Annotated in this window: 16 protein-coding genes; 10 read left to right on the top strand and 6 right to left on the bottom strand. The window is 63.4% G+C overall.

Annotation, left to right across the window (positions count from 1 at the left end; genetic code table 11):
• Nucleotides 1-51 precede the first annotated feature (51 nt).
• From C6W92_RS10815 to C6W92_RS10785, 7 genes are all read left to right on the top strand, one after another.
• Nucleotides 52-534 (top strand): RNA pyrophosphohydrolase, encoded by a 483-nt coding sequence (locus tag C6W92_RS10815; protein WP_129432977.1) that lies wholly within the window; start codon nt 52-54, stop codon nt 532-534.
• Nucleotides 535-687: 153 nt separating this feature from the next.
• The gene (locus C6W92_RS10810) at nt 688-3,570 is read left to right on the top strand and encodes a monovalent cation/H+ antiporter subunit A (RefSeq protein ID WP_129432975.1); all 2,883 of its coding nucleotides are present in this window, start codon (nt 688-690) and stop codon (nt 3,568-3,570) included.
• Nucleotide 3,571: 1 nt separating this feature from the next.
• Nucleotides 3,572-3,922, top strand: coding sequence for a Na+/H+ antiporter subunit C (locus tag C6W92_RS10805; RefSeq protein WP_129432974.1), 351 nt, complete (start codon nt 3,572-3,574; stop codon nt 3,920-3,922).
• Nucleotides 3,919-5,427, top strand: coding sequence for a monovalent cation/H+ antiporter subunit D (locus C6W92_RS10800; protein WP_129432973.1), 1,509 nt, complete (start codon nt 3,919-3,921; stop codon nt 5,425-5,427). Before C6W92_RS10805 ends, C6W92_RS10800 begins: the two co-directional genes overlap by 4 nt.
• A gap of 13 nt (nt 5,428-5,440) precedes the next feature.
• The gene (locus C6W92_RS10795; protein ID WP_129432972.1) at nt 5,441-5,932 is read left to right on the top strand and encodes a Na+/H+ antiporter subunit E; all 492 of its coding nucleotides are present in this window, start codon (nt 5,441-5,443) and stop codon (nt 5,930-5,932) included.
• Nucleotides 5,929-6,198, top strand: coding sequence for a K+/H+ antiporter subunit F (locus C6W92_RS10790; RefSeq protein WP_129432971.1), 270 nt, complete (start codon nt 5,929-5,931; stop codon nt 6,196-6,198). Before C6W92_RS10795 ends, C6W92_RS10790 begins: the two co-directional genes overlap by 4 nt.
• A gap of 10 nt (nt 6,199-6,208) precedes the next feature.
• Complete coding sequence (locus C6W92_RS10785) at nt 6,209-6,604, top strand: Na+/H+ antiporter subunit G (RefSeq protein WP_129432970.1); 396 nt, start codon at nt 6,209-6,211, stop codon at nt 6,602-6,604.
• Between the two features lie 59 nt (nt 6,605-6,663).
• Here the strand turns inward: C6W92_RS10785 and ugpC are convergent, their stop codons facing one another.
• Genes ugpC through ugpB form a run of 4 tightly spaced genes read right to left on the bottom strand, consistent with a single transcriptional unit; the run spans nt 6,664 to nt 10,813 of the window.
• Nucleotides 6,664-7,713 carry a sn-glycerol-3-phosphate ABC transporter ATP-binding protein UgpC gene (ugpC, locus tag C6W92_RS10780; protein ID WP_129432969.1) on the bottom strand — a complete coding sequence of 350 codons (1,050 nt, stop codon included), beginning with the start codon at nt 7,711-7,713 and terminating at the stop codon, nt 6,664-6,666.
• Between the two features lie 5 nt (nt 7,714-7,718).
• Nucleotides 7,719-8,555 carry a sn-glycerol-3-phosphate ABC transporter permease UgpE gene (gene ugpE / locus C6W92_RS10775; protein ID WP_129433079.1) on the bottom strand — a complete coding sequence of 279 codons (837 nt, stop codon included), beginning with the start codon at nt 8,553-8,555 and terminating at the stop codon, nt 7,719-7,721.
• A 20-nt stretch (nt 8,556-8,575) separates the two neighbouring features.
• Nucleotides 8,576-9,457: a sn-glycerol-3-phosphate ABC transporter permease UgpA gene (ugpA, locus tag C6W92_RS10770; protein ID WP_129432968.1), complete on the bottom strand. Its 882-nt coding sequence runs from the start codon at nt 9,455-9,457 to the stop codon at nt 8,576-8,578.
• 42 nt (nt 9,458-9,499) lie between these two features.
• Nucleotides 9,500-10,813 carry a sn-glycerol-3-phosphate ABC transporter substrate-binding protein UgpB gene (gene ugpB / locus C6W92_RS10765; RefSeq protein ID WP_129432967.1) on the bottom strand — a complete coding sequence of 438 codons (1,314 nt, stop codon included), beginning with the start codon at nt 10,811-10,813 and terminating at the stop codon, nt 9,500-9,502.
• Nucleotides 10,814-11,001: 188 nt separating this feature from the next.
• Here ugpB and C6W92_RS10760 point away from each other — a divergent pair, with 188 nt between their 5' ends.
• The gene (locus C6W92_RS10760; protein ID WP_129432966.1) at nt 11,002-11,913 is read left to right on the top strand and encodes a LysR substrate-binding domain-containing protein; all 912 of its coding nucleotides are present in this window, start codon (nt 11,002-11,004) and stop codon (nt 11,911-11,913) included.
• Here C6W92_RS10760 and pdeM read toward each other — a convergent pair.
• Nucleotides 11,858-12,562, bottom strand: a complete 705-nt coding sequence (gene pdeM, locus C6W92_RS10755; RefSeq protein WP_129432965.1) for a ligase-associated DNA damage response endonuclease PdeM — start codon at nt 12,560-12,562, stop codon at nt 11,858-11,860. The genes C6W92_RS10760 and pdeM overlap by 56 nt on opposite strands.
• A gap of 45 nt (nt 12,563-12,607) precedes the next feature.
• Nucleotides 12,608-14,296 (bottom strand): acyl-CoA dehydrogenase family protein, encoded by a 1,689-nt coding sequence (locus tag C6W92_RS10750; protein ID WP_129432964.1) that lies wholly within the window; start codon nt 14,294-14,296, stop codon nt 12,608-12,610.
• A gap of 144 nt (nt 14,297-14,440) precedes the next feature.
• On the opposite strand from C6W92_RS10750, the gene C6W92_RS10745 reads away from it, so the two are divergent.
• Nucleotides 14,441-15,214, top strand: a complete 774-nt coding sequence (locus tag C6W92_RS10745) for a sulfite exporter TauE/SafE family protein (protein WP_129432963.1) — start codon at nt 14,441-14,443, stop codon at nt 15,212-15,214.
• Nucleotides 15,215-15,750: 536 nt separating this feature from the next.
• Nucleotides 15,751-16,917 (top strand): HEPN/Toprim-associated domain-containing protein, encoded by a 1,167-nt coding sequence (locus C6W92_RS10740; RefSeq protein ID WP_129432962.1) that lies wholly within the window; start codon nt 15,751-15,753, stop codon nt 16,915-16,917.
• Nucleotides 16,918-17,004 lie beyond the last annotated feature (87 nt).

The following is a 17,004-nucleotide window of genomic DNA, read 5'->3' as shown; positions in this document are numbered from 1 at the left end:
CTGCGGGGCCGCCCCGCACTGTGCCCTCCAAAGCCACCTTACAGGATTGTCATGACCCCTGAGGAAATTGCCCGCCTGCCGTATCGCCGCTGTGTCGGTGTCATGCTCGCCAACCGCGCGGGTGAAGTCTTTGTCGGGCAGCGCATCGACAACGATTCCCCCGCTTGGCAGATGCCGCAGGGAGGTATCGACGCGGGCGAGACGACGCGCGACGCGGCGCTGCGCGAGCTGTGGGAGGAAGCCGGCGTGACGCCCGATAAGGTGTGTGTAGAGGCCGAGACCGCGGACTGGCTGCGCTATGACCTGCCCCACGATCTGGTTCCGCGGATCTGGAAGGGGCGCTTTCGCGGGCAGGAACAGAAATGGCTGCTCATGCGGTTTCTGGGGGAGGACGCGGATGTGAACATCGCCACCGAACACCCGGAATTTTCCGAGTGGCGCTGGCTGCCGCCCGAGGACCTGCTGACGCATATCGTGCCGTTCAAGCACGCGGTCTATGCTGCCGTACTCGACGAATTCTCTGACAGGCTCTGAACCGTGCGCCGATTCTGCAATCTGCAATGTCGGAATCGGCTTGTTGCGTGCCGGTCCATGCCTATACTTGCTTCCTAACGCGAGAGGGTCCGACCTGCGCCGGTTATCAGGCGCGGCTTGAGGAGCGGGCCACGGGACAGGGGGCAGGCCGCCATGGAAAGCGCCGCAGGGTTCTTGCCGATCATCGCGGCGCTGCCGTTTCTGGGCGCGCTGCTTCCGGGGTTGATGATACAGGCGGGGCGCAACACCTGCACCGCCTTCACCGCCGCGCCGACCATTCTCGCGCTCACGCTGCTCATGCTCTGTGTGCCATCGGTGATGCGCGGCGAGGTGCTGACCTTTGGCATCGACTGGCTGCCGTCGCTCGGCCTCAACGTGAATTTCATGCTCGACGGGCTGGGGCTCTTGTTTGCCGGGATGATCCTCGGGATCGGGCTTCTCATCATCCTCTACGCGCGGTTCTACCTGTCGCGCGAGGATCCGATGGGGCAGTTCTTTACTTACCTGCTGCTATTCCAGGGCGCGATGGTGGGAATCGTTCTCAGCGACAACATCCTGCTTTTGCTGGTGTTTTGGGAGCTGACGTCGCTCTCGTCCTTCCTGCTCATCGGCTACTGGAAGCACCTACCCGAGGGGCGGCAGGGCGCGCGCATGGCGCTCGTGGTGACGGGGCTTGGCGGGCTGGCGATGATCGCGGGGATGCTGATCCTCGGCAATATCGCCGGAAGCTATGACCTGAGCGTGATCCTGACGCAGAAGGACGCCATTCAGGCGAGCCCGATGTACCTGCCCGCGCTGATCCTGATCCTGCTGGGCTGCTTCACCAAGTCGGCGCAGTTCCCGTTCCACTTCTGGCTGCCGCACGCCATGGCCGCGCCGACGCCGGTCTCGGCCTATCTGCACTCAGCTACGATGGTGAAGGCGGGGCTGTTCTTGATGGCGAGGATGTGGCCGGTATTGGCGGGGACGCCGGAATGGTTCTGGATCGTGGCCTCGACAGGTCTGATCACAATGGTGATCGGTGCCAAGATCGCGCTCTTCAAGGACGATCTCAAGGCGCTTCTGGCCTTCTCCACGGTCAGTCATCTTGGCCTCATCACCATGCTTCTGGGGTTGGGGACCAAGGCGGCGGCGGTGGTGGCGATGTTCCACATCATCAACCACGCGACCTTCAAGGCCGCGCTCTTCATGACCGCGGGGATCGTCGATCACGAGGCGCATACCCGCGACATCAAGCGGCTGGGTGGGCTGCGGCACCTGATGCCGATCACCTTCACCATCGCCACGGTGGCGGCGCTGTCTATGGCGGGCATCCCACCACTCAACGGGTTCCTCTCCAAGGAAATGATGCTCGAGGAGGTGGCCCATACGTACTGGATTGGTCCGGCGTGGATGATGGGGGCGGTGGCCACGCTCGGCGCGTTGTTCTCGGTGGCCTACTCGTTTCGCTACATAGCGCACGTGTTCCTTGGGCGCAGGCGGCACGATTATCCGGCGCCTCCCCATGATCCCGGCTTCGGCATGTGGGCCGCGCCCGCGTTTCTGACAGTGCTGGTGATCCTCATCGGTTTCATGCCGATGACATTCGCAGGCGATCTGGTAAAGATCAGCGCTCAGGCGGTTACGCAGGCGGACCCACACGTCAAGATATATCACTGGCACGGGTTGGTGCCCGCCTTCTGGATGTCAGTGATCGCGGTCGCTGGCGGGGCGGTGCTGCTGGCGCTGCACGCACCCCTTATGCGGATGTGGAACGCCACCCCACGCCCCGAAGCCAAGACCATGTTCGACGCCGTGACCCGTACGGTGACGCGGGCGAGCACGGCACTTACCGACGGGGTGCACGATGGTAGCCTGATGCGCAACGCCGTCGTGTTCTCGGTGGTGGTTCCAGTGCTGGGCTGGTTCGCCTGGCAGGCCGGCGGAATGGCACCGCCCACGCGCGAGCCGTTGCCGGTAGCGCTGGTGCCGGCAGTGGGCTGGGTGCTCCTGCTGGTGGCGACCGCGCTCCTGGTGGTCTATCATCGCGCCCGCTTTACGGCACTGGTGCTTCTGGGGATCGTGGGGTTGATGGTGTCGCTGAGTTTCGTCTACTTCTCGGCCCCTGACCTCGCGCTTACGCAGATTTCGGTGGAGGTGGTAACCATTATCCTGCTGTTGCTGGCGCTCAACTTCCTACCGCGCGAGACCCCCGCCGAGAGCCACCCTGCACGGCGGCTGCGCGATGGGGCGGTCGCGGTGATGGGCGGTGTGGCCGTGACCGGGCTCACCTATGCGATCCTGGTGCGTGATTTCGCCTTCGAGAGCATCTCGGCCTTTCACCTCGCCAATTCCTACAAGGGCGGCGGTGGCACCAACGTCGTCAACGTTATCCTCGTGGATTTCCGCGGCTACGACACGTTCGGCGAGATCATCGTGTTGGGCATCGCGGCGCTGATCATCTTCGCGCTGACCGACACGGTGCTGCGCGGCGAGGGCGGGCGCTGGCTGGCGAACTGGGGCCCGGACACCAACCCCGAGGGGCAGGCGGGCGACCGCCACCCGCTGATGATGGTGGTGGCAACCCGCGTAATGATGCCCATCGCGCTGATGGTGGGGGCTTACATCTTCCTGCGCGGGCATAACGAGCCGGGCGGCGGCTTCATCGCCGGGCTGATCGTGGCCATCGCGTTTCTCATGCAATACATGGCCTCGGGCTATGGCTGGGCGGAGGCGCGGCAGCGCGTAACCTATCACGCCACCATCGGCCTTGGTGTGCTGATCGCAGCGCTGACCGGTGTCGGTGCGTGGCTCGCCGGGCGGCCATTCCTGACCTCGGATTACGGCTATTTGCATTACCCGCCCATAGAGGAATTCGAATGGGCTACTGCGATGGCCTTCGACCTGGGCGTGTTCCTCACGGTGGTGGGGGCCGTGATGCTCGCGCTTCAGAGCCTGTCGAGCATGGCGCGGCGCACCGGCGAGACTGTCAACGTCTTGCCGATGGACGTCGACCCGGCACGCGAAGAGACCGGCGAGAGCGGCGGGGGGGGCTGATATGGAACTGCTCATGGCAACGACCATCGGGGTCCTGACGGCGGCGGGGCTGTATCTCGTGCTCCGGCTCAGGACCTTTCCGGTGATCATCGGACTGTCGCTCCTGACCTACGCTGTCAATCTCTTCCTGTTCGCGACCGGGCGGCTTGTCGTCGATGCACCGCCTATCCTGCGCAAGGGTGTCGAGATCTATACCGATCCGCTGCCGCAGGCATTGGTGCTAACCGCCATTGTGATCTCCTTCGGAATGACGGCCGTGGTGGTGATACTGGCGCTGGGGGCCTACCTGTCGTCGCGCTCGGACGATGTGAGCCTGCCCCCCGAGGATGAGAGCCGGGAGGGCGAGGCATGAGCCACTGGATCATCGCGCCCGTGGTTCTGCCGGCGATCATGGCGGCGATATTGACACTGGCGATGCGGCATCATCCGGCGCTGCAACGGGTGTTCTCGGTAGCGAGTTGCGTAGCGCTCCTGGCCATCGCGCTGGCGCTGGCCGTGACGGCCGCAAGGGGCGGCATCAGTGTCTACGAATTGGGCGACTGGCCAGCGCCCTTCGGGATCGTACTGGTGCTCGACCGGCTGTCGGCGATGATGGTGCTGCTGACGGCGGTGCTGGCTCTCGTCGTGCTGCTCTATGCCATCGGGACGGGCTGGGATCAGCGGGGGCGCAATTTCCACGCACTGTGGCAGTTTCAGCTCATGGGAATCTGTGGCGCGTTCCTTACCGGCGACGCGTTCAACCTCTTCGTATTTTTCGAGGTGCTGCTCATCGCCTCTTACGGGCTGATGATCCACGCGGGCGGCGCGCGCAGGCTCAAGGCAGGGGTGCAATACGTCATCTACAACCTGCTGGGCTCGACGCTGTTTTTGTTCGCGCTTGGCACGCTCTATGCCGTGACTGGTACGCTCAACATGGCCGACCTTGCGGTGCGCGCGGCTGAAATCCCTGTCGAGGACAGCGCGCTGTTGCGGGTCGGTGCGATGTTGCTGTTCCTCGTCTTCGCGATCAAGGCGGCGCTCTTGCCGCTGCATTTCTGGCTCCCCAACACCTATGCGGAGGCGCCCGCGCCGGTGGCCGCGCTCTTTGCCATCATGACCAAGATCGGCGCCTACGCGATCCTGCGCTTCTACACGCTGATTTTTGGCCCCGATCTCGACGTCACCACCAACCTGATTGACGACGTGTTGCTTTATGGCGCACTTCTCACCCTGGCGGCGGGGATGATCGGCATTCTCGGGGCTAGGCGACTGGGGCGGCTGGCGGCCTTTGCCTCGATCGGGTCGATGGGAACACTGTTGATCGCGGTGGCGGTATTCACACCGCAATCGACGGCAGCGGCGCTTTACTACGCGATCCATTCGACACTGGGCGGGGCGCTCCTGTTTGTGGTTGTCGATCTGGTGCGCGAGCGGCGCGGCGTGCTGGCGGGCGCGCTGAAGCCGGGGCCGCGGATGGCGCAGCACGGGATGCTGGCGGCGCTGTGGTTCGGCGCAGCGATCGCCGTGGCGGGGCTGCCGCCGTTTTCGGGCTTCGTCGGCAAGTTGCTGATCCTGGATGCCACCCGCCAAATGGCAGATGTCTGGCTGATCTGGGGCGCGGTGCTGGTTACCTCGCTGGTGGCCGTGCTGGGGTTCGCGCAGGCGGGCAGCGTCGTGTTCTGGAAGGTGAATGGGGGCGAACCGGAAACGCACCCCGTGCCGCAACCGGCACTGCCGCTGGTCGCGGCCTTCGGACTACTGGCCGGGATCGTGGCGCTTTCGGTATTCGCGGGGCCGGTGATGGGCTATCTGGAGGCGACGGCGGCGCAGTTGCACGCGCCCGCCGTCTATATCGAAGCCGTTCTGGGACAGGGCTGAGGGAGGAGAGACGATGCTGCGCAAGATCCTGCCCCATCCGTTCCTGACGTTGCTGCTGATCGTGGTCTGGCAGATGCTGGTCAACAAGGTAACGTTGGGGAACCTCGTACTCGGTGCGATCCTCGGGCTGATCATCCCGCTCGTAACCGCGCCCTACTGGCCCAACCGGCCCAAGCTTCGCAGCCTGCCGCGGATCGTGGAGTACATCTTCATCGCGCTCTGGGATATCTGCGTGGCCAATGTGCAGGTGGCCTACGTGATCCTGTTCAAGTCCAACGCCAACACGCATCCCGCCTGGATTTCCATTCCGCTCGAGCTGCGCTCGCCTGAGGCGATTACAGTGCTGGCGGGTACCATCACCATGACGCCTGGCACCGTGTCGAGCGACGTGGCGGCGGATGGGCGCAGCCTGTTGGTGCATTGCCTCGACGCGCCCGATCCCGATTCCGTGCGCGACGGTATCAAGGCGCGCTACGAGACCCGGCTGAAGGAGATATTCGAATGATCGGATACGCGCTGACCTTCGCTTTCGCCTGTTTCGGCCTCGCCCTGCTGCTCAATATCTATCGGGTCGTGCGCGCGCCCACCAAGGGTGACCGCATCCTCGCGCTCGATACGATGGTGATCAACGCCATCGCGCTCCTGGCACTCTTCGGCATCCTCGAGGGCACGACGATGTATTTCGAGGCGTCGATGATCATCGCCATGACCGGCTTCATTTCCACAGTGTCCTACACGCGCTTCCTGCTGCGCGGGGACATAATCGAATAGGGAGGGCGCGATGATCGTCGAGATCGTGATATCGGCCTGTCTGGTCATCAGCGGCATCTTCGGACTGGTGGGTTCTTTCGGGCTCATCAAGCTGCCCGACCCGATGATGCGGTTGCACGCACCCACCAAGGCCACGACGCTGGGGGTGGGAGGAGCGCTGATCGCGTCCATGCTGTATTTCTATTTCGTGGTCGGACAGTTCTCGTTTCACGAGCTGATGATCACGCTCTTCCTGTTCCTGACCGCGCCGATCACCGGGCATTTCGTGGCCAAGACGCATCTGCACCTTACCCGCAAGCCCGGTGACCTGCCGCCCACTGCTACTGACCGACCCTGGGCCAGCTACGAGAGTGACGCCGAGCGCGCACGGATCGAGGCGGCGGCAGAGGGCGAAACGGCGGGATAGCCGAGGCGGGCTTTACTCCGCGCCGGGGCCAGAGACCGAACGGTAGCTCAAGGCCAAAATCATCCCAGCCGCCGCTCCGTCTCCCTGTCAAAGACATGTATGTTTTCAGGCGGAATCGACAATCGCAGTGTCTCGCCCCCTTGGCCTGCGCGGTGCACCCCCGGGAGGCTTGCCGTGAAGCTCTGGCCATTTGCGAGCCTGCCGTGCAGCAGCGTGTTGGCCCCGAGCGGCTCGGCGAGCAACACCTCCATGGTGATCGGGCCGCCAGGGTCGGGCGAGAGATGCTCGGGGCGCAGCCCGAGCATCACGGGGCCATGCGCACCGGTAGGGTTGGGCAGGACCATATCGCCCAGATGCAGACCGTTCTCGCGCCCCTCGGCCGCCACGACATTCATAGACGGGCTGCCGATGAACTGCGCGGCAAAGAGGCTTTCGGGCCGCTCGTAGACGTCGAGCGGGGTACCGACCTGCTCGGCGCGGCCCTCGTTCATCACGATCATGCGGTCGGCCATGGTCATCGCCTCGACCTGGTCGTGGGTGACATAGAGCGACGTGATGCCAAGCTTCGCCTGCAACTCGCGGATCTCCAGCCGCATCTGCACCCGAAGCTTGGCGTCGAGGTTCGACAGTGGCTCGTCGAACAGGAACACAGACGGCTCGCGCACAATGGCGCGGCCCATGGCGACGCGCTGCCGCTGCCCACCCGAGAGCTGCCGGGGCTTGCGGTCAAGCAACTCAGTCAGTTGCAAGAGTTCCGCCGCGTCTTGCACCTTGGCGGCGATCTCCGCCTTGGGAAGCCCCTTGATGCGAAGGCCGTAGCCCATGTTCTGCGCGACGCTCATATGCGGATAGAGCGCGTAGTTCTGAAACACCATCGCGATGTCGCGGTCCATCGGCTCACGCTCGTTGGCGCGGGTGCCATTGATGCGCAATTCTCCGTCGCTGATAGTTTCCAGCCCTGCGACCATGCGCAACAATGTGGACTTGCCACAGCCCGAGGGGCCGACGATGACGATGAATTCGCCATCGGCCACGTCGAGGCTGACGCCCTTGATCACCTCGGTCGGACCGAAGCGTTTCCTGATATCGTCCAGTTCTACGGTTGCCATGTCGCCTATTTCTCGCTGTCCACGAGGCCGCGGATAAAGAGTTTCTGCATCGAGATGACCACCACCACCGGCGGGACCATCGCAAGGATCGACGTGGCCATGATCACCGGCCAGTCGGCCACGTCGTCACCTGACGGAAACATCTGCTTGATGCCCATCACGATGGTGTTCATCGACGGATCGGTGGTGATCAGCAGCGGCCAGAGATACTGGTTCCAACCGTAGATGAACAGGATCACGAAGAGTGCTGCGATATTGGTGCGGCTCATCGGCAGGAGGATATCCCAGAAGAACCGCATCGGGCGCGCGCCGTCCACGCGGGCGGCCTCGGCCAATTCGTCCGGCACGGTGAGAAAGAACTGCCGGAAAAGGAACGTCGCGGTGGCCGAGGCGATGAGGGGAAAGATCAGGCCGGAATAACTGTTGAGCATGCCGAACCCCGCGATCACCTCGTAGGTGGGTACGATCCGCACCTCGACTGGCAGCATCAGCGTGATGAAGATGAGCCAGAAGAAGAAGTTGCGCCCCGGAAAGCGGAAATAGACGATGGCAAAGGCTGACAGAAGCGAGATGATGATCTTGCCCACGGCGATCCCCACCGCCATGATCAGCGAATTGCCCAGCATCACCGCAACCGGCACGTTGACACCGGAAAAGAGCGCGGCCGTGTAGTTCTCAAGGAACTTGTCGCCGGGCCAGACAGGCATCGGTGGCTGCACGATCTCGGGTTGGCTGACGGTGGAGGCGACGAAGGCCAGCCAGATCGGGAAGAAGATCACGAGGACGCCGGTGATCATGGCCACATGCGTGAGCCAGAGGCCCATGCCGCGCTTTTCCACCATGCCCGTGATCTCGGTCGCCATCAGTAATGCACCCGCTTTTCGATGTATTTGAATTGCAGCACCGTGAGCAGCCCCACCACAATAAGCAGGATTACCGATTGTGCGGCGCTCGATCCCAGGTCCTGCCCCACGAACCCGTCGGAAAAAACCTTGTAGACAAGGATCGTCGTGGCCTGTTGCGGCCCACCCGAGGTGATCGTGTGAATGACTCCGAACGTCTCGAAGAAGGCATAGACGATATTCACCACCAGCAGGAAAAACGTGGTGGGCGACAGCAGTGGCAACACGATAGTGAAGAACCGCCGCCAGAACCGCGCGCCGTCGATGGCGGCGGCCTCGATGATCGAACGGGGCACCGCTTGCAGGGCTGCGAAGAAAAACAGGAAGTTGTAGCTGATGCGCCCCCAGGCCGAGGCGACGACGACGAGCCCCATTGCCTCGCCCTCATTGAGCACATGATTCCAGTCATAGCCCAGCTGCCCCAGATACCATGCTATGACACCCACGCGCGTGTTGAACATAAAGAGCCAAAGCACCCCTGCGACCGCCGGGGCCACGGCATAGGGCCAGATCAGCAGTGTGCGGTAGACGCTCGCCGATTTCACCAGCCGGTCGGCCATGACCGCCAGAAACAGCGCCGGGATCATCGCCGCGAGCGTCACCAGCGTCGAGAAGATCGCGGTCGTGACAAATGAGGCGCGGTAATAGGGGTCGCCCAGCAGGTATTCAAAATTCTCCAGGCCGACGAATTGCGACGAGAGGCCGAACGGGTCGGGGATGAACAGCGACTGCCACACCGCCTGTCCGGCGGGATAGAAGAAGAACACCGCAGAGATGAACACCTGCGGCGCGATCAGGCAGAGCGGCAGAAGCCAGCCCTTGAAGGTGACACGTTTTTCCATGCTTGGCGGCCCCGGGGGCCGGTTGCCCGGCCCCCGCGATCTTTAGTTGCTGGCGCGCTCGAAACGGCGCAGGAGCTGGTTGCCGCGCTCGACCGCGGAGTCCAGCGCCGCCTGCGCGTCCTTGTCGCCTGACCAGACGGCCTCGAGCTCTTCGTCGATAATGCCGCGGATTTGGTCAAAGGAGCCGAGTCGCAGGCCCTTGGAATTGGCCGTGGGGGCCTTTGCGGTCATTTGCTTCACCGCCACGTCGGTGCCGGGGTTCTCTTGGTAGAAGCCCTGTTCGCGGGTCAGCTCGCCCGCCGCCGTGGTGATCGGCAGATAGCCCGTGTCTTGGTGCCATTTGGCCTGGATTTCGGGCGACGACAGGAAGTTGAGAAATGCCGCGGCGGCCTTGTACTCGGCGGGCTCATGCCCTTCCATCACCCAGAGCGAGGCCCCGCCGATGATGGTGTTCTGCGGTGCGCCCTCGACGCCCTCCCAATAGGGCAGCGGGCGCACATCGAACTCGAACTGTGCCTCGGATTTGATGCCCGCATAACCTGCCGAGCTTTCGGTGAAGAGCGCGCATTCGCCGGCGCGGAAATTCGCCCCGCCCTCGTTGCGGCGGCCGGCATAGATGAACTTGCCCTCATCGGCCCATTCGCCCATCTGCGCGATATGCTGCACCTGCACCGGGCCATTGAAGGCAAGCTCGGTGTCGAGCCCGGCAAAGCCGTTATCCTGCGTGGCGAATGGCACGTCGTGGTAGGCCGAGAGGTTCTCGAGGTGAATCCAGCTCTGCCACGCTGTGGTGAGCGGACATTCATGCCCCGCCTCGGCCAGTTGATCCAGAACCGCGTCTACATTCTGCCAGGTGCTCAGGTCGGTATCGGGGTCGATGCCCGCACCCTCCAGCGCATCGCGGTTGACCCACAGGACCGGGGTGGACGAGTTGAACGGCAGCGACAGCATCTGGCCGTCGGTGGTGGTGTAATAGCCCTTGACCGATCCGATGTAGGCGTCGGGGTCGAAATCCGCGCCTGCCTCGTCCATCACCTCGTAGACCGGCTTGATTGCGCCCTCGGCCCCCATCATCGTGGCCGTTCCCACCTCGAACACCATCAAGATATGCGGCTGCTCGCCCGCGCGGAAGGCGGCGATCCCGGCATTGAGCGTCTCGGAGTAGTTGCCCTTGTGCGTGGCGTTGACGCTGTAATCGCCCTGGCTTTCGTTGAAGGTCGCGACCTGCTCGGCCACAAGCTCACCCAGCCGCCCGGTAAAGGCGTGCCAGAACTGGATTTCGGTCTGGGCCGTCGCGGCAAGCGGCGACAGCGCGGTGGTGGCGGCCAGAAGCGCGCCAAATGCCGTTTTCTGCATGGTATCCTCTCCCATAAAACGAGCGCAGCCGAACATCCCCTGTCGACCGCGGCGATCACGCAAGCTCTACGCTACACGGAAATTGACATAATACAACCGTGCAAATATACGCTCTAATATAATATCATATTATTGTTACAAGCCTTCTGCGACCCTGCCCTCACACCATTTCACCGCCGGAGCTGCCCATGTCCGCCCGCCTGCGCCTGCGTCAACTCGAAGCGCTCGAACGTGTCGCCGTCACCGGCTCGATGACCCGCGCGGCCGAGGTACTCGGCATAACGCAGCCCGCCGTGAGCCGGCTGCTGGCCGATCTCGCGGCGGAGACGGGGTTGGCGCTCGTGGAGCGGCGCGACGGGCGGCTGGTGCCGACACAGGAGGCGCGGTTCCTGCTGCCCGACATCCACCGCGTGCTGGAAACGCTCGACCGGATCGGCGAACTGAGCCGCAGCCTCAACGACCGCAAGGCCGGACACCTTCGACTTGCCTGCCTACCGGGGTTTTCGACCTCGCACCTGCCCGATGTGCTGGCGCGGTTCATCGCCGACCGGCCCGGCGTCACGCTGACGGTGGAGCCTGACCGCCCCGAGCGCATACTCGAATGGATCGTCGGCGAACAGTTCCATTGCGGCATCACCGACGGATTCGAAGGGCACCCGGCGGTCGAGGCCGAGATCGTGCCGGTGCGCACCGTCTGCATCCTGCCGCCCGGTCACCCACTGGCCGAACGCGAAGAGATCGGCCCCGCCGACCTCTCAGGGGAGCGGATGATCCACACCCGGCGCGACAGCGCGTTCTTTCGCGCGCTGGAGGAGACGTTTCTCGGGGCGGGGGTGACGATGACGCCGATCCTGGAGATACGCCAGTTCACTGCCGCCTGCGAGCTGGTGCTGCGCGGTGCGGGTGTTTCGGTGGTAAGCGCGCTCGACGCCGAGGGCTATGCCGCGCGCGGCCTCGTCCACCGCCCTTTCGTGCCGGAGGTGCCGCACCGGCTCGCGCTGGTCCGGCCGGTGCACGGGGCGCCGTCGCTCCTGACGCTGGAATTCATGGACGCCTTTCGCGAGAGCCTTCGCCCGTTCGAGGCGCGTCCCGACGCATAGGCAACACGTGGGTCACGGGGCCGGTGAGCACCGCGAGCGCCTCGGGGCGCATCAGCCCGGTGAGTGCCGGGTCGTCGCAGGACAGCCCGCCGGTACAGGTGCCGTAGGCGGGCAGGATCACCCGGTCGCCGTCGATGAGAAAGGCCGGGCGGCTGATCGATTGACCGCGCAAGCTCAACCGCATCTTGGGGTGGTAATGGCCCGATACCTCGCCAGCTTGGCCGCGTCGGGCGATGTGGCGAAAGGTGAAGGGGGGATTCGGTAATTCGGCCAAGTGCGCGCCGCCGAGATCGACCGGGCCGGGATCGTGATTGCCCTCGATCCAGACCCAACGGCGGCCGGCCTGCAGGCGTGTGACCCACAGCTTTTCCGCCTCGGGCAGGGCATCCGCGGCCTGGGCGTCGTCGAAGCTGTCGCCAAGGCAGATGACTGTGCCCGCCCCGGTGCGACGCAGGTCGGATTCGAGCCGGGTCAGGGTATCGCGCGTCTCGTAGGGCGGAAGCGGCGGCTCGCCCGCCCGCGCCCGGCGCAGCGCCTTGCCGAGATGCAGATCGGAGACGCAAAGCAGATTGCGCGCCTCCCAGTAGAGCGCGCCCGAGGGCAGCGCGATGAGAGATGCGCCCGCGAGGGTGAAGGCATGGCCGTCCATGCCCCTTTGTTGGCCCCTCCCGGGCGGATTGGCAAGGGTCGCGCGTCAGCCCAGCAGGCGCCGCGCCACCACCTGCGCCTGGATTTCCGCGGCACCCTCGAAGATATTGAGGATGCGGGCGTCACACAGGATGCGGCTGATCGTGTACTCCAGCGCAAAGCCGTTGCCGCCGTGGATCTGCAGCCCGTTATCGGCCGCGGCCCAGGCCACTCGGGCGCCCAGGAGCTTGGCCATCCCGGCCTCGAGGTCGCAGCGGCGGCCATTGTCCTTTTCCCAGGCCGAGAAATAGGTCAGTTGCCGCGCCACCATGATCTCGACCGCCATCATCGCGAGTTTGCTGGCGACGCGGGGGAATTCGATCAGGGACCTACCGAACTGTTTGCGGTCCTGCGCGTAGCGCATAGATACGTCGAGCGCCGATTGCGCCACGCCGATGGCGCGCGCCGCGGTCTGGATGCGGGCGGCCTCGAAGGTCTCCATGAGCTGCTTGAATCCCTTGCCTTCCTCGCCGCCCAGCAGGTTCTCGCCCTTGACGTGGAAATCGTCGAAGGCAAGCTCGTATTCCTTCATGCCGCGATAGCCCAGCACCTCGATCTCGCCGCCGGTCATGCCGGAGGTGGGGAAGGGGGCTTCGTCGGTGCCGGGCTCTTTCTCCGCGAGGAACATCGACAGGCCACCGTGATCGCTGGTGTCTGGCACCGTGCGCGCCAGCAGCGTCATCAGGTGGGTGCGGGCGGCATGGGTGATCCAGGTCTTGTTGCCGGTCACCTTCCAGTCGCCGTTCCCGTCACGCACGGCGCGGGTGCGCAGGCTGCCCAGGTCCGAGCCGGTATTGGGCTCCGTGAATACCGCCGTCGGCAGGGTCTCGCCGCTGGCGATCTTGGGCAACCACTTTTCCTTCTGCTCCTTGGTGCCACCGCAAAGGATAAGCTCGGCGGCGATCTCGGAGCGGGTACCGAGGCTGCCCACACCGATATAACCGCGGCTCAGTTCTTCGGAGACCACGACCATTGATGCCTTGCTGAGGCCGAGCCCGCCGAATTCCTCGGGGATGGTCAGGCCGAAGACGCCCATCTCGGCCAGTTCCTCGATGATCTCCATCGGGATGAGCTCGTCCTTGAGGTGCCACTCATGGGCATAGGGCTCGACCTTTTCCACCGCGAAACGGCGGAACTGTTCGCGGATCATTTCGAGCTCGTCATCGAGCCCGGTGCGGCCCACGGTGATCTCGGCGGCGCGCTCCTGCATCAGGGCGACGAGCGCCAGGCGCGCGGCCTGCGTGTTGCCGCGCGCGATCAGCGTGGTCACCTCGGGCGTGCGAAATGCGTCGAGCGCAGCCTCATCGAGCCCCATCTCGGTGGGGCGTGCGATCTCGCCCTGGTTCATCGCGATCCCGCCCGCGATCTGGGCGAGATACTCGCCGAACGCGATCTGAAGGATCAGTTGCTCGACCTCTCCGAACTGCGCCTGTTCGTCGAGCCGCGTGGCCCAGCCCTGCATCTGGCGCAGCGATTCGACATAGGTGGCCAGCCACGCGAGCCCGTGGGTCGCACCTTGTGCTGCGTCCATCGCCGCGCCCGAGACGCGGCCATCCACGGTGACCTGCGCGCGAACCGCCTCGCGCGCTTGCGACAGCAGGGCTTCGGCGGGCGCGAGTGCGGCTTGGGTGAGCGCCGTGAGGTCGCTCAGGAGGATCGGCTCCGACATTGCAATATCCTGTCCGTCATGTGCCATGAAACGTATCCTTTCCTGTTCCGGGGCCTTTTATCCATGATGCAGGTGCAGCGCAACTATTATGCCAATTGTCGCAGGTTTTTGTTCTAAAGTTGCGTTTTGATTTCTTGTGTTGTGGCGCAAATCCTGTGCTAACACTCGGGTATGGAAGCGTTTTTCGATATTGGCCCACTCTGGGGCTGGAGCCTCGCCCTTGGCGTGGCGGTCTGCGCGGGGCTGGTCAAGGGGGTGGTGGGGTTCGCCATGCCGACGGTGCTGATCGCGGGGCTGAGCACGATGATGGCGCCGGACCTGGCGTTGGCGGGGTTGATCTTGCCGACGTTGGCGACGAACTTGTGGCAGGCGTTGCGGCAGGGGGTGGGCGCGGCGCTGGCGTCGGTGGCGCGGTTCCGGGTGTTTTTGCTGGCGGGGGGCGCGGTGATGGTGGTGGCGGCGCAACTCGTGCCGCTCCTGCCGCCCGCCGCGATGTTCCTGTTCATCGGGCCGCTGATCACCGCCTACGCGATGTCGACGCTGCTGGGCCGGGGGTTGCGCCTGTCGCCCGAGGGTGGTGCGCGGGGCGAGGCGGGGATGGGCGCGCTTGCCGGTCTTTTCGGTGGATTATCAGGGATTTGGGGGCCGCCCACCGTGGCGATGCTGACCGCGCGCGGCACCGAGAAGACCGAGCAAATGCGCGTGCAGGGGGTGATCTATGGCCTCGGCGCGGTGCTGCTGCTGGCCTCTCATGTGGGCTCTGGCGTGCTGCGGGCGGAGACGGTTCCGCTGTCGCTGGCGCTGGTGCCGCCGGCGCTCTTGGGGATCGGGCTGGGCTTCTGCTTGCAGGACCGGTTCGACCAGGAAACCTTTCGCAAGGTGACGCTCTGGGTGCTGCTACTGGCGGGGCTGAATCTGATCCGGCGGGGGGTGATGATGCTGTGACGCGGGCGCGAACCGCACGGTTCAGCGCACGAACCGCACGGTTCGGGAGGGGCACCGTGACGGTGCCCGTTGGGGTGGGGTGCGGGGCCTTCGGGGCACCCTGTCCCCGTGCCGTCCGACCGACAGGACAGGCCCAGGGGATGGGCGGTATGGGTCAGGGGTAGGCCCTCCTTGACCGAAATGGTCGGAGGAGAGGGTGGGGCAGGACGGACCGTTTAGTCTTGGTTAGGATGCTGCAAGTGCGAGAGGGTGGGGGGCTTTTGCGGCTGGTTGTCGCCCCCTGAGGTGTGGTTCGGTTGGCGGAGAGCGGATTGTTGCCGCGCCACTCATGAATGGCGGCGACACGCAGGAAAATCGCGGCCAGTCGACGCTCGACCGTGGTCCGAGAAGCCAGCGAAGAGCGGGGACCGGAGCGGAGCGGCGAAACAGTTGGCTGAAGCTAGATATCCTACCACGGGATGCGAGCATAGCAACCCAGCGCGATGAAATGCGCATTTTTCAATTGCAGTGCTTAACATTTTGGGCTCAGTACGCTTATGGGATCTTATGCTGAATTATACGTTGGGCGGCTACTTGCAGTCTCCTCAAAGAACGACGTCATTCCAGATGTCGTCGGCCTCTTCCAAAGGGATGAGTTCCACTCGGTCGATCCGGGAACTCCCGGCGTTCCCGTACCGCTTCGGGAGCATTATCTGGATGCAACCGAAGACGCTGAGGTCGAAGAGGGCTTCATCTCAGAAATTCACTACTACGCAACAACTCTCTCAGAGATCAGCGAGCGCTTGGAGTACCTCGGATACTCAAGCGAGAATGTTCGCACGGCATTTTATGCATGGCGAGACCGGAACGTCGCGTGGAAAAGAGAGATGGCGGACAAGTATGCTGGCCCGAACTATGAGACCCTTCGGAAAATGAATCAACGGGAAGCCGAAGAGTTGTCTCGCATCTCCGTGGAAGACTGGGTCAAAGCGACTAAGGAATTGATCGCTTGCGGTAATCGCAAGAATGTATCAAGTGAAGCAAGCAAGGTTTTAGAACTTGTTGGCGGAGACTACGAGCTCGATTATGGTCCAAGCTACGACTTCCTAATTTCACTAAGGATCATGTGCGATTTCGCGAGCCCTAACGAGGTGGTTTGCTATGATGTAACCGATCTGGTTCAAAGTGAGTATTTAGTGATTGGTGACGACCCTGTTGGGGTTTTGTTAGAGCATGAGTTCGATAGCGCTGCGGACATCTTTAGAAACTCGAAGACGATTGTCTTGGTCGAAGGAAAAAGTGACATACGGATCCTCAAGGCGGCAATGACCGCAATTTTTCCGCGGCTTGCGGACAGGTTTGTTTTTTTTGACTATGAAGAATTCGGCATCCCGGGAGGGGCGGGAAACCTCGTCAATCTTGTGAAGTCATTCGTTGCAGCGGGAGTTGCCAACCGTATTGTCGCCTTATTCGATAACGATACTGGAGCTGAGGAAGCTCTGCTTTCGTTGAAGGGACTCAATCTACCAAGAAACCTCAAAGTGATAAAGCTGCCCGATATCGAACTACTGCACGACTACCCAACCATTGGCCCCAGCGGGAATGCTCGAATGAACATCTCAGGGCTCGCCGCGGGACTTGAGCTCTATCTCGGCTCTGATATCCTCACGAGAAGTGATGGTACAGGAACGTCTGAAAAACCTGCGACTTTCTGCCTAATCTGATAGGTTTGGGGCGTCCGCCAGAGGAGTCCTGCCGATGCCGAAACAGCCCGCCTTTCCCAGCCTGCGTGATGCGATGAAGAAGAAGGT

Origin of the sequence: Roseovarius sp. A46, from assembly GCF_004126395.1 — a bacterium.
In the GTDB taxonomy this organism is placed as follows: domain Bacteria; phylum Pseudomonadota; class Alphaproteobacteria; order Rhodobacterales; family Rhodobacteraceae; genus Roseovarius; species Roseovarius nitratireducens.
This window is presented reverse-complemented; position numbering and strand designations above follow the sequence as displayed.